The sequence below is a fragment of the Streptomyces sp. CWNU-52B genome, from assembly GCF_047444975.1.
Lineage (GTDB): Bacteria > Actinomycetota > Actinomycetes > Streptomycetales > Streptomycetaceae > Streptomyces.
In genome coordinates this window covers 250114-263176 of the sequence record NZ_JBLFJV010000013.1, presented here as the reverse complement: position 1 = coordinate 263176, position 13063 = coordinate 250114, and the positions used below count along the sequence as shown (strand labels likewise).

At 69.3% G+C, this 13063-nt stretch carries 10 protein-coding genes and 1 pseudogene; 10 read left to right on the top strand and 1 reads right to left on the bottom strand.

Annotated features, from left to right (window positions below; all coding sequences use genetic code 11):
* The 5 genes and pseudogenes from ACLVWQ_RS16090 to ACLVWQ_RS16070 form a co-directional block, all read left to right on the top strand.
* Positions 1-509, top strand: a pseudogene (locus tag ACLVWQ_RS16090) (2-oxoacid:ferredoxin oxidoreductase subunit beta); the annotation flags it as partial.
* A 50-nt stretch (positions 510-559) separates the two neighbouring features.
* Complete coding sequence (locus tag ACLVWQ_RS16085) at positions 560-1876, top strand: cation:proton antiporter (RefSeq protein WP_414109373.1); 1317 nt, start codon at positions 560-562, stop codon at positions 1874-1876.
* A 21-nt stretch (positions 1877-1897) separates the two neighbouring features.
* The gene (locus ACLVWQ_RS16080) at positions 1898-3034 is read left to right on the top strand and encodes an acyl-CoA dehydrogenase family protein (RefSeq protein ID WP_414109372.1); all 1137 of its coding nucleotides are present in this window, start codon (positions 1898-1900) and stop codon (positions 3032-3034) included.
* Positions 3031-4512, top strand: a complete 1482-nt coding sequence (locus ACLVWQ_RS16075) for an amino acid adenylation domain-containing protein (protein WP_414109371.1) — start codon at positions 3031-3033, stop codon at positions 4510-4512. The genes ACLVWQ_RS16080 and ACLVWQ_RS16075 overlap by 4 nt, the downstream gene beginning before the upstream one ends.
* On the top strand, positions 4512-5045 hold the full coding sequence (locus ACLVWQ_RS16070; protein ID WP_414109370.1) for a flavin reductase family protein: 534 nt from the start codon (positions 4512-4514) through the stop codon (positions 5043-5045). The genes ACLVWQ_RS16075 and ACLVWQ_RS16070 overlap by 1 nt, the downstream gene beginning before the upstream one ends.
* A gap of 156 nt (positions 5046-5201) precedes the next feature.
* Here the strand turns inward: ACLVWQ_RS16070 and ACLVWQ_RS16065 are convergent, their stop codons facing one another.
* Positions 5202-6881 carry an NAD(P)/FAD-dependent oxidoreductase gene (locus tag ACLVWQ_RS16065; RefSeq protein ID WP_414109368.1) on the bottom strand — a complete coding sequence of 560 codons (1680 nt, stop codon included), beginning with the start codon at positions 6879-6881 and terminating at the stop codon, positions 5202-5204.
* A 223-nt stretch (positions 6882-7104) separates the two neighbouring features.
* Between ACLVWQ_RS16065 and ACLVWQ_RS16060 the strand changes: the two genes are divergently transcribed.
* The 5 genes from ACLVWQ_RS16060 (at position 7105) to ACLVWQ_RS16040 (ending at position 12919) form a co-directional block, all read left to right on the top strand.
* A complete protein-coding gene (locus ACLVWQ_RS16060; RefSeq protein ID WP_414109367.1) occupies positions 7105-8850 on the top strand; it encodes an NAD(P)/FAD-dependent oxidoreductase in 1746 nt (581 codons plus the stop codon).
* A gap of 63 nt (positions 8851-8913) precedes the next feature.
* Positions 8914-10581 carry an NAD(P)/FAD-dependent oxidoreductase gene (locus tag ACLVWQ_RS16055; protein ID WP_414109366.1) on the top strand — a complete coding sequence of 556 codons (1668 nt, stop codon included), beginning with the start codon at positions 8914-8916 and terminating at the stop codon, positions 10579-10581.
* A 49-nt stretch (positions 10582-10630) separates the two neighbouring features.
* Positions 10631-11371: an ABC transporter permease gene (locus tag ACLVWQ_RS16050; RefSeq protein ID WP_414109365.1), complete on the top strand. Its 741-nt coding sequence runs from the start codon at positions 10631-10633 to the stop codon at positions 11369-11371.
* Between the two features lie 13 nt (positions 11372-11384).
* On the top strand, positions 11385-12122 hold the full coding sequence (locus ACLVWQ_RS16045; RefSeq protein ID WP_414109364.1) for an ABC transporter permease: 738 nt from the start codon (positions 11385-11387) through the stop codon (positions 12120-12122).
* A gap of 47 nt (positions 12123-12169) precedes the next feature.
* Positions 12170-12919, top strand: coding sequence for an ABC transporter ATP-binding protein (locus ACLVWQ_RS16040; protein WP_414109363.1), 750 nt, complete (start codon positions 12170-12172; stop codon positions 12917-12919).
* The last annotated feature ends 144 nt before the right edge of the window (positions 12920-13063 follow it).

Genomic DNA, 13063 nt, shown 5'->3' with positions numbered 1-13063 from the left:
CCGACCGCAAACACCTCACCGACGTCCTGCGCCAGGCCGCCGCCCACCCCGGCACCGCCCTCGTCGAGATCTACCAGAACTGCAACATCTTCAACGACGGCGCCTTCGAAGCCATCAAGGACAAACAACAGGCCCAGGAAGCCGTGATCCGCCTGGAACACGGACAGCCCATCCGCTTCGGCACCCCCCACACCGAGGGCGGCCCCGGCTCGAAAGGCGTCGTACGCGACCCCGCCACCGGAGACCTGCGCGTCGTCACCGTCACCCCGGAGAACGAACCACTGATCCTCGTCCACGACGCACACGCCACCTCCCCCACCACCGCGTTCGCCCTCTCCCGCCTCGCCGACCCCGACACCCTCCACCACACCCCCATCGGCGTCCTGCGCTCCGTCGACCGCCCCGTCTACGACACCCAGATGGCCGACCAGCTCGACACGGCCGTCGAACAGCACGGCAAGGGCGACCTGGCAACCCTCCTCACCGGCGGCGACACCTGGAGCCGATGACTTCCCTCCCCTCTCCGTCCCCCTCCGTCCCTCTTCATCAAGGAGTCCGTGTGAGCGCGCCCGAACATGCCGAGTGGCTGAGCACGACGATCATCGGCGGAGTCGCCCTGACCTTGCTGACCGGCACCCTCTTCGCCTTCGGTGCCCGCCGCATCCGGCAGCCCGCGGTCATCGGTGAGATCACCGCCGGCATCTGCGTGGGGCCGAGTCTTCTGGGCCTGCTGCCCGGTGACCTGCCCGAGCGCCTCTTCCCCGTCGAGGCGCGGGCGCATCTGAACACGGCGGCCCAGGTCGGACTGATCCTCTACATGTTCGTGATCGGCTGGGAGTTCGACGCGGCCACCCTCAAGGGGCGCCGGCGCTCGACCGGGATCATCTGGATCTGCTCGATCGCCTTCCCGCTCGGCCTGGGCATAGGCCTTGCCGCCCTCATCCATGACGCCTACGGGACGGTGAACGGCAAGCAGGTGGGGATGCTCCAGTTCGTCCTCTACCTCGGTGTGGCCATGTCGATCACGGCCTTCCCGGTGCTCGCGCGGATCGTCACCGACCAGCGGTTGCAGTTCACCATGCCCGGCGCGCTCTCCCTCGCCCTGGCCGCCGCCGACGACGTCCTGGCGTGGTGCATGCTCGCCCTCGTCGTGGCGCTCGCGACGGCCTCGGGAACAGCCGGCTTCCTCACCGTGGTCGGCTGGTCCATCGTCTACGTGGCCGGAATGCTGTGGATCGTACGGCCGTGTCTGGCCCGGCTGGTCACTCGAATGTCCGCCTCCGCGCGCTCCTACACCGTGGCGCTGGCCGCGTTCGGTGCCTTCGGTTCGGCCTGGCTCACCTCGCAGATCGGTATCCACGCCATCTTCGGAGCCTTCTTCTTCGGCCTGATCATGCCTCGTGACAAGCAACTCCTGCAGACGGCCTTCGCACCGCTCCAGAACACCGGCAGGCTGCTGCTGCCCCTCTTCTTCGTGGTGACCGGACTGTCGGTCGACCTCACGACGATCACCGGCGGCGGCGCCCTGGTGCTCCTGGCGGTCGTGGCGGTGGCCTGTCTCGGCAAACTCGGCGGGGTGGCGATCCCGGCCCGGCTGACGGGGATGGGCTGGCGGGACGCCACGACGCTCGGCCTGTTGATGAACACGCGCGGTCTGACCGAACTGGTGATCCTCAACGTCGGTCTGCACCTCGGCCTGCTGAGTGTCGAGCTCTTCAGCGCGATGGTCGTGATGGCTCTGGTCACGACCGCCATGGCGGCCCCGCTGCTGTCACTTCTCCTGGGGCACCCGAAGGGGCACGACGAGGACGGCCTCCTGCCGTCGCATGCCCGTGCGCCGCATCCGGACCACACGCTGATCACCACTCCCAAGTAACCGGAAAGGCAGGCACGCACCATGGACTTCGCGTGGACCGCGGACCAACGGGACGTCTACGACCGCACTCTGGCCTCCGTACGTGAGGTGTTCTCCTCCGGTGCCGAGACGTCCGGCCCGTACACCCGGACGGACTGGACGCAGCTGGGCAAGCTCGGTCTGCTGGGCCTGTCCGTCCCCGCCGAACTGGGCGGCGGCGGTCTGGGCGCGCTGGACACCGCACGTCAGGTGGAGGCACTCGGGCGCGGATGCGACCGTACCGGCCTGGTCTTCGGGGCCTGTGCGCATCTCTTCGCGTGCGCGATGCCGATCGTCGACTTCGGTACGCCCGCGCTGCGCTCGCGCGTGCTGCCCGGGATGTGCTCGGGTGAGCTGATCGCCGCGAACGCCATGACGGAGGACGAGTCGGGGTCGGACGTCTCGCGGCTGGCGACCACCGCCGAGCGCACCGACGGCGGCTGGATCCTGAGCGGCGAGAAGAGCTTCGTGAGCAACGGTCCCGTCGCGGACGTGTTCGTGACCTACGCGACCACGGATCCCAAGGCCGGCCATCTGGGGGTCACCGGCTTCGTGGTGGACCGTGCGGCCCCGGGGCTGTGGGCCGGCGAGCCGTTCGAGAAGATGGGCATGTCCCAGTGCCCGGCCGGCCGGATCCGCTTCGAGGACTGCTTCGTCCCCGACGACCAGGTGCTGGGCGCCCCCGGCCAGGGCGGCTGGATCTTCCAGCACTCGATGGGCTGGGAACGGGCCTGTCTCTTCGCCGGCTTCCTCGGGCTCGCCGACCGGCTGATCGACCGGGCCGTGGCACACGCCGGGCAACGGCGTCAGTCCGGACGCCGCATCGCGCGTTTCCAGGCGGTGTCACACCGGATCGCGGACATGAAGCTGCGCACGGAGAGCGCCCGGCTGCTCCTGTACCGCGCCTGCTGGGAGATGGACCGCGGCGGTCCGGCAGACCTGTGGGCCGCCCTGTCCAAACTCGCCGTCTCCGAAGGCGTACTGACCACCGCGCTCGACGCCGTACGGCTCTTCGGCGGCCGCGGCTATCTGCGCGGCGAGGGCATCGAGGCCGCGCTGCGCGACTCGGTGTCCTCCGTCATCTTCTCCGGCACATCGGACATCCAGCGCGACATCATCTCGAGGGAGCTGGGACTATGAGCACCACGATCAGCCTGCACCGACTTCTGTACGACTCCGCCCGGCTTCGTCCCGACGCGATGGCCGTGCACGGCGACGAGGGAGCCGTCGACTACCGGACCCTCGACCGGCTCACGGACCGCGCCGCTACGGCGCTGCTGCTGCGCGGGGTGCGTCCGGGGGACCGCGTGCTGGTGTGGAGTCACAAGTGCGTGCACGCCATCGCGGTCATGCAGGCCGCGCTGCGCATCGGTGCCCTGTACGTTCCGGTCACCGGCTCGAATCCGCCGACGCGCCTGTCGCGGATCGCGTCGAGCTGCGAGCCGGCACTGGTGGTCGCCGACCGGAGCGGGGTGGAACGGGCCCGCGCGGCGGGGTGGGACGCGGCCCCGCTGGCCGGGTTCGAGGATCTGCTGGCGCAGGCGTCTGCCGGAGCGCCCCCGGAGCCGTACGAGAACGGCCCGGACGACCCGGCGTACATCCTCTACACCTCGGGTTCCACCGGAGAGCCGAAGGGCGTGTGCATCAGTCACCGCAACGCCCTGGCCTTCGTGGACTGGGCCGTGCGGGAGCTTCGGCTCACACCCGGGGACCGGTTGTCGAACCACGCGCCGTTCAACTTCGACCTGTCCGTCTTCGATCTGTACGGAGCCTTCAAGGTCGGCGCCTCCGTGCACCTGGTACCGGAACAACTGGCTTACGCACCCTTCCAGTTGGCCCAGTTCATCCGCGAGCGGAAGATCAGCGTCTGGTACTCGGTGCCGTCGACGCTCAGCCTGATGATCCGTGAGGGGGAGCTGCTGGACGGCAGCGCTCCCACCGCGCTGCGGGCCTGCGTCTTCGCCGGCGAGCCGTTCGCCATCCATCACGTCCAGGCGCTGAGCAAGGCCTGGCCCCGGGTGCGGCTGCTCAACTGGTACGGGCCGACCGAGACCAACGTCTGCACGTCGTACGAGGTCACGGAGGCCGATCTGGACCGCGAGTCGCCGCTGCCGATCGGCCGGGCCTGCTCGGGTGACACCGTTGTCCTGGACGCCCCGCCCGGCGGGGAGGGCGAGGTGGTCGTGACCGGACCGACGGTGATGCTCGGCTACTGGGGGCGCGAGCCGCACCGCGGCCCCTACCGGACCGGCGACATCGCCCGGCTCGGGCCGGACGGGAACCTGGAGTACATCGGCCGTCGCGACCACATGGTGAAGATACGCGGCAACCGGATCGAGCTGGGCGAGATCGAGGCGGCCGTCGGCACCCTGGAATCCGTCGCCGAGGTGACGGTACTGGTGATCGGCGAGGGCCTCGCGTCCCGGCTGCACGCGGTCGTCGTCCCCTCCCCGGGACAACGGCCTTCCCTGCTCGCCGTCAAGCACCGCTGCGCGGAGAGGCTGCCCACCTATATGAACATCGACGTGTTGCACCTCACGGAGGACCTGCCCAGGACCTCCAACGGCAAGCTCGACCGGCCCGCCCTGACGAAGGCCGTGGAAGCGGGTGACCTGTGATGCGGAGCCCGGCGACCGCGATGACCGCGTCCACGACGTCCCCGTCCGTCGACACCGAGCTGTTCCGCACGGTCATGGCATCCCTGGCCAGCGGTGTCTCGGTGGTGGCCACGTACGACGAGGAGGACCAACCGCGGGGGCTGACCTGCTCGGCGGTGTGCAGTGTGTCGCTGGAGCCGCCGCTGCTGCTGGCGAGCGTCAGCAACCGCAGCGGGACACTGCGGGCCGTCCTGGAGCGCGGCCTGTTCTCGGTGAGCATCCTGAGCGCGCAGGGCCAGACCGTGTCGCAGTTGTTCGCGTCCCCCGCGGCCGACAAGTTCGAGCGGGTCCGCTGGACGGCGGGCCCGGTCACCGGCATCCCCCTGATGCCGGCCACGATCGGGCACGCCGAGTGCGCGGTGCACGACGCGGTGGAGGCCGGCGACCACACGCTGCTCATCGGCCGGGTGGTGGGCGGTGGCTCGGCCCAGGAACACCTGCCCCTGACGTACTGGCGCGGCGGGTACGCCCGGCTGCTGCCCGACGCCGTCTGACCGACCGGCCTCACTCGGCCCGTCGCCGGCCCCCGCCCCGGGGCCGACGGCGGGCCCTCCGCGTGGGCTTCGGCACCTCCTGAGCATCTCGCTGCCGGGCCGCACGGCGAAGTGCCGCCGCCCTGCGCGGGCGGCGGCACCATGCGGACGGTGCGGCTAGCGGGCCGAAGCTGAGGTCACCGAGGTGACGTTGTCCCTGGTCAGCAGGCGGCGGAAGTCCGGTGGCGCGGAGGTCTTGACCCACCACAGCATCCGCAGCCGCTTCGGCATCGTGAAGTGGTACACGCGGGCCCCGGGGTCGCCGAACGCGTAGAGCGGCGGGACACAGGGCTCGCGACGCAGAGCGGCGAAGACGCGGTCCGCGGCCAGGTGCGGGGCCAGTTCGCCGGCCGCCACCCGCTCGATGGTCCGCAGCGTGCGGTCGATGACGGACCGCAGACCGGCCGGGACGTGGAACCAGATGCCGCCGAGGTCGAACCGCTCGACGGGAGCCCAGTCCCGCCCGCCCTGAGCCGCACAGTCCAGCCGGGCCCGTTTGAGCGAGAGGTCGGCGAGGATCTGCCACAGGAGCCAGACCCGGGCGAAGGCGTTCCAGAGCCGGAAGTCCCCGCAGGCGACCCGGGCGGCGTGCAGCAACCGGTCGTTGAAGGCGCCGAGTTCGTCCTGGAAGGCGGCGACCCGTTTGAACGCGGCCGGGGAGAAGTCGTCGCGCCGCACCGCCGGGACGAGGACGGAGGCGAGCGCGTGCACCATCTCCGCGGCCATGGTGACGTCCCGGGACAGGAACAGGTCGTTGCGCGCCGCGGACCGCTCCAGCGCGAACCACCGCTCGCCGTGGGTGCGGGAGGCGGTGCGCTGGCACAGCGGTGCGCTCGTCCAGGGACGCACCGCGGTCGCGGACCCGAATTGCCGTTCCAGGTCGGGGAAATGGGCCACCACGGCCCGGAACGCCTCCTCGGGGTCGGCCGGGAGCCCTTCCCACCGGCCGGGGTCGAGGCTGAGGGTGACTCCGGTGGCCGGGTTCGCGCCGGCCGGGTGGTTGTCGTACCGGACGAGCTGGATCCAGCCGCCGTCGAAGAGATGGTGCACGGTCCCCTGCGACCAGGGCGTGACACGGGGGTAGTCGGCGCTGCCGTGGAGCTCCTCGAACGGTGTCACGCCCGTCATGTGCGTGGTGAGCACGCGGGAGCGCAGTGCCAGCCGCGGTTCGGGGTCGTCGCCGCCGTTCCTCGCCACCAGCGGGGAGTCAGGTCCGCCGACGTCGACGAGGTAGCGCGCTCGCCGGCCACGGCCGTCGCTGGTGGTGATCCGCGCCTCGTCGGCCTCCGTCCACGCGTCGGTCACGTGGATCTCCGGCGGCAGTACGTGGGCGCCGTAACGGTGTGCCAGGCGGACGGTGTACGTGTCGACGCTGCGCCGTTCCAGGTGCCATTCCGCGTGTTCGCCCGGCACGTTGAACTGCATGCTCTCGGTGGGATCCTGAGGCAGGCCCGCACGGTGATAGAGGAAACCGAGGCTCCGCTTGATCCCACTGGACCGCCTGATGTCGGCCGGCAGATCGCTGAAGAGGCCGAACGCCGCGATCTCCGGCACGTCGAAGCGGTGGGCGAGGAGCAGGAAGACCTCGGCGGTGTAGGGCACGGTCGTCTCGCCGGACGCCTCGGTCCGGTCACCGGCGGCCGGGACGATCAGCACGCGCAGGCCCTGCCGGGCCAGTACGGCGCCCAGCAGTCCGGCGGTCATGGTCGCCCCCAGGATCGCGACGTCGTACTTCTCCTCGGGATCCGGTGCCGTGCGGTGGACGTCCACCGCTTCGGCGGGGTCAGGGGATTTCATCGGCCGCTCCTCCCGGGCATGTCCGCCATACCGATCGAACCGCGACGGAAATTAGCCGCCCTCCCTTGAGACGGACTCGAACGATCTCCTTTCGGCCGCGGCCCGGCATTCACGGAGGAGCGGACACCCGAGTGCCGGCAGCGGGACTCGACCAGTCATCGAGGAGTGCGGGACACCATGCCCCGGGACGCATGCCAACCGCCTGTGAACGGAGAAACGGGATATGGCCGACGACGGAGCAAGTCGTTCACTCTATGACGTCGCAGTCATCGGATCCGGAGTGGCCGGTTCGATTCTTTCCGCGTGCCTCGCGCGGAACGGCGCGAAGGTGGTGCTGATCGACGCGAGCACTCACCCGAAATTCACCATCGGGGAGTCCACCATTCCCTTCACCTCGATGATGATGCGCCTCGTCGCCGAACGGTACGGCGTTCCCGAGATCAAGCATCTGGCGACCTTCGAAGGCGTGTACGCCAACGTCACCACCCAGTGCGGAGTCAAGCGGAACTTCGGTTTTCTGTACCACCACGAGGGTGAGCGGCAGAACCCCGCCGACCGCACGCACTTCCAGATCCCCAAGATCCTGAACACGGAGAACCACTACTTCCGCCAGGACGTCGACTCGTGGATGCTGACCGTCGCCGTGAAGTACGGCACGCGTGTCCTGCAGCAGCAGCCGGTCGTCGACGTGGACTTCGACGACGACGGTGCGACGCTGCAGCTGGCGACGGGTGGCGGTGTACGGGCGAAGTTCGTCGTGGACGCCGGCGGGCACCGGTCGGTGCTGGCGAAGAAGTTCGCCCTGCGCGAGGAGCCGACCCGGTTCCGGCACCACTCACGGACCCTGTTCAACCACTTCGTCGGCGTCCGGCCCTTCGACGACGTGGGGCTGCCCGACTCCGGCTTCCCGAGCCGGTGGCACGAGGGAACCCTGCATCACCTCTTCCGCGGCGGCTGGATGTGGGTCATCCCCTTCGACAACCACCCCCGGGCCACCAACCCGCTGTGCAGCATCGGCATCCAGCTCGACCCGCGGCTGCACCCGGAACCCGACTGCTCGCCCGAGGAGGAGTTCCAGCGCTTCCTGGTGAAGTATCCCGACATCGCCGCCCAGTTCGAAGGCGCCCGTCCGGTGCGCAGCTGGGTGCGCACCGGACGGCTGCAGTACTCGCCGAGGCAGACGGTCGGCCACCGCTGGTGCCTTACCTCGCACGCCGCCGGATTCATCGACCCGCTGTTCTCGCGGGGCATGTCGAACACGATGGAGACCGTTCACGCGCTGACGCACCGCCTGCTGGACGCGATCCGCGACGACGACTTCTCCGTGGAGCGCTTCGCCCACATGCAGGAGCTGGAACAGGGTCTGCTGGACTTCAACGACGACCTGTGCGCCAACGCCTACGTCTCGTTCGGGGATCCGCACCTCTGGAACGCCTGGTTCAGGATCTGGGCCCTCGGCCAGATCATCGCCACCTTCGAGGTCAACCGGTTGTACGCGCGCTATCTGGCGACCCGGGACACAGCCGTGCTGGAGCCGCTGGAGCACGCCTGGTGGCGGGGCAAGACGATTCCCGAGGAGTCGCCCTACGCCCCGGTCCTGGAACTGCTGCGGGAGGTCAGCGAAATCTGTCACGCCGTCGAGCGGAACGAACTCAATGCCGAAGTGGCGGCGAAGACGATCAACGAACGGATTCGCACGGCTGATTTCGTGCCCCCGGAATTCGGGCTCGAAGAACCCGAGCGGCACTGCCTCGACGTGCCCGTCAGTCGTATTCGCCACGTATTGAAGTGGGCGAAGAAGGACGCGCCGGAGGAAATCGGCAGGCTGACGTACGAAGGGCTGACCCTGTTCATGAAGAAGCGCTTCGCGAAAGGCGAGTTCGAGATCGCGGAGGAGTTCAAGCATTTCCTCTCAGGACGGCCCCTGCTCGGCCGCCGTCTGCGCGTGCCCGCGCCGGACAAGTACTGAGCCGGTACCGAGCCGGCGATGAACCGCCACCGAGCCGGAAACCCACCACTTCGGAGCGTAGACGTGACCACCGACAATCCAGAGAAGGACCTCCACGACGTCGCCATCCTGGGGTCCGGTTTCGCCGGCTCCATGCTGGGCGCCATTCTGGCCCGCCAGGGCGCGAAGGTCCTTCTGCTCGACAGCAAGTCCCATCCCAAGTTCGCCATCGGCGAGTCCACCATCCCCAACATGCTGGTGACGCTGCGGACCATGGCGGAGCGGTACGACGTGCCGGAGCTGATGGCCGTGTCCACCTTCACCGGCTGCCAGAAGGTCATCTCCGCCGCGCACGGCCAGAAGATCCACTTCGGCTTCCTCAAGCACGACGAGGGCCAAGCGCAGGACCCGCAGCAGGTCACGATGTTCAACTTCCCGAAGCTGCTGCTGCATCCGGCGGCGCACATGCTGCGCCAGGACACGGACGCGTACCTGCACAACGTCGCCATCAAGTACGGCTGCACCACGCGGACCGGGTTCACCGCCGAGGACGTCGACTTCGACGGCTCCGGGGTGACCATCAGTTCCAGTCAGGGCGAACAGTTCCGGGCCCGGTACGTCGTGGACGCCAGCGGCTACCGCTCACCGCTCGCCCAGAAGTTCCAACTGCGCGAAAATCCCTGCCGGTTCAAGCACCACTCGCGGTCGATGTGGAACCACATGCTGAACGTGCCGCGGACCGACGACGTGCTGCGGCGCCCCAAGGCCGACACTCCCCCGGTCCCCTGGTACGACGGGACCGTCCACCACACCTTCGACCGCGGCTGGTTCTGGATCATCGCCTTCGACAACCACGCCAGCTCCCGCAATCCCCTGTGCAGCGTCGGTCTCACCCTGGACCCCAGGACGTACCCCAAGCCGGCCGGCGCGACCGTCGAGGAGGACTTCTGGCACCACGTCCAGCGCTTCCCCGATGTCGCACGGCAGCTAGAGGGCGCCAAGCCGGTACGGGAGTGGGTCTCCACCGAGCGCCTGCAGTACTCCTCCAGCCGCACCGTCGGTGACCGCTGGGTGCTGCTCGCCCATGCCGCGGCCTTCATCGACCCGCTGTTCTCCCGCGGTCTGCACAACACCTGCGAGGCCGTGAACGTCCTGGCCTGGCGCATTCTGCGGGCTGTGCAGGACGACGACTTCTCGGCCGAGCGGTTCGCCGGCGTCGACCGGCGCCAGCAGGCCCTGTTCGACGGCAACGACAAACTGGTCAACGCCGCCTACCAGTCGTTCTCCCACCACGAGCTGTGGTCGGCCGTGTTCCGGATCTGGGCCTGGGGATCGAACGCCGGGACCTTCCGTTCCCTGGAGGCGTTCCGCAACTGGCGCAAGGACGGCGACGACGCCCACCTCCTGGACCTGGAGAACTGCGAGAACCCGGGCCTGCACTGGTCCGACCACGAGGGCTACGGCGAGCTGTTCGACGCCATGGTCGACCAGTGCCAGGCCTACGCGGACGGCCGGACCTCCGGGCACGAGGCGGCCGACGTGCTCTACGACCGTCTGGAGCGGGCCGCGTTCGTACCCCGGCACTGGGGGTGGACCGAACGGGAGCTGCGCTTCATCAATCCGACCCCCAAGCGCGTCGCCAAGACCATGTGGTGGGCCGCCCGCCAGGCGCCCCCGGACGTACGGCGGCTGATGCTCGGCTTTCTGCGGGAAAGCAGCCGGGAGATGGTCAGGGGGCGGCGGGTTCTGTGAGGTCCGAACGTTCGTCACCGCACCCCGGCTCCGGAAGGGAAGCCATCACATGATCTCTCACAACTGCCTGAACATCACGGGCAGGATCTTGCAGGAGCTGCGCCGGGACTACCGCACGCTGTTCCTCTTCACCATCTCCCCGGCCTTCGTCATGGTGCTGTGCGCCGGCCTGATGGGCGGGTACCCGGAGTCGTTCAACCGGACCGGTCTCCTGGTCGCCGGGCTCTTCCCCACGGCCCCGGCCTTCCTGTTCGCCGCGTTCGCCATGCAGCGCGAGCGCTACCGAGGTTCGCTGGAGTTCCTGCTGTCGGCGCCCGTGACCCGGCTCGACGTGCTGATCGGCTACGTCCTGGCCTTCTCCGTGCCCGCCCTGGCGCAGATCACCCTCACCCTGTCGGTGAGCTACGGCCTGCTCGGGCTGGACACCGCCGGGCCGATCTGGGCGGTCGCCGTGATGGCCCTGCTCAGTTGTGTGCTCGGGGTGGTGCTGGGCCTGTTCGTGGTCAACCTGGCGCACGACGAGCTGCAGTTGACGAAGGTCCTGCCCGCTATCGCGCTGCCGCATCTGATGGTGGCCGGGCTGTTCCGCCCGTACGACGACATGACCGGGTGGATGCAGGTCCTGGCCACGATCGCGCCGTGGCACTACGCGATCGCCGCCATCGAGGGCCTGCAGACCCACTCCTCCCTCACCTCGGCCACGATCGTGAACGCGTCCGTGACGGTCGCGCTCATCGTCCTGCTCTCGGCCCTGTGTGTACCGACCCTGCTCCGGCGGCGGACCGCCTAGGAAGGAACCGACCGTGCTCTCCGTGCAGATCACGCGGGCCATCACGCTCCGCGTTCTCCGTGAGGTGTTCCGGGACGCCCGCTCCCGCGCCTTCCTGATCGTCGCGCCGGCCCTGCTGATGTTCTTCGTGCGCCATCTCTTCGACTCGGCCGAGAAGTTCAGCCCCACCGGAGCCATGATGGTCGGGATCTTCCCGGCCATGTCCATGTACATGGTGGGCAGCACGCTCATCGTGCGCGAGCGCAACAGGGGGACCCTGGAGGCGGTGCTCGCCACCCCCACCGGCCGCCGGGAGTTCGTCGCGGGATACCTCTGCGCCTCGGTGGTCATCTGCCTCGCCCAGGCGGGGTCCACGATCACCGTCGGCTATCTGGTGGACGGCCTGGACACGGCGACCCCCTGGTGGATGGTCGCGCTCGTGGTGCCCGTGTGTGCCCTGTTCGGCATGAGCCTCGGACTGGTGTGCAGCGCGCTGTGCCAGAACGAGGGACAGGCCTCGCAGCTGGTCCCGGGGCTGATGGTGCCCCAGCTCCTGATCTGCGGGGTGTTCTGGCCCGTGGACCGGATGGAGTCCTGGGTGCAGAACCTCGAACGCTGGATGCCGTTCTCCACCATCACGCGCTCCATGACGGCCGCCCGGGAGCACTCCTTCGGCGGCATCGAACTGCTCGTCAACGGTCTCGGGATGGTGGGCCTCACCGCCGCCGCGCTGCTGGGCACCGCGGCGATCATCCGCCGGCGCACCGCGTGAACCGGTCCACCCGCCCGCACCCCCTGTCCTGTGAATGGAGAACGGACATGAACACACCTGTCGTCGAGATACGTGACCTCGTGGTCCACCGCGGTGGGAAACTCGTCCTGGACCGGCTCAACCTCACGGTCGCGTCCGGCACCGTGACCGGTCTGCTCGGGCCGAGCGGCAGTGGAAAGACCACGCTGCTGCGCTGTGTCGTCGGCCTTCAGAAGATCAAGAGCGGTCTGGTCACGGTGATGGGGAGCCCCGCGGGTACCGCTTCCCTGCGCCGGGACATCGCCTATGTGACCCAGTCCCCCAGCACCTACGGGGACCTGACCGTGCTGGAGAACGTACGGCACTTCGCCGCCCTGTACGGAAAGCGGGGTGCCGCCGTCGACGCGGCGATCGAGCAGGCCGGGCTGAGCGCCTACGCCGGTCAGCGGGTCCACACCCTGTCCGGCGGGCAGCGCACCCGCACCGGGTTGGCCTGCGCGCTGGTCGCCCAGCCGCGGCTGCTGGTGCTGGACGAGCCGACGGTCGGTCAGGACCCGGTGCTCCGGCGGTCGTTGTGGGACCACTTCCGCACGCTGGCCCGGTCGACCGGGGTGACGATCCTCGTCTCGAGCCACGTCATGGACGAAGCGGCCCGCTGCGACCGCATCGTGCTGGTCCGCGAGGGCAGGATCATCGCCGACGACACCCCCGACACCATCCGTACCATCACCGGCACCGAGGACCTCGACGAGGCTTTCCTGCGCCTGGTCGACGGGACGCGGACGACGGTCAGGCCGACGGCGCCCTCCGCGCTCTGATCCCTGGCCCGCTCCCTGCCCCGCACGTCCGCCGCCGGCATCCGCACCTGGGTGCCGGCGGCGGACGTGCGGGGTGGTCGTGCGGGGTGAGGAACGCGGCTTCGTCGTCGGGGACGGACCCGTCGCGCGGCCCCGACGCGCGCA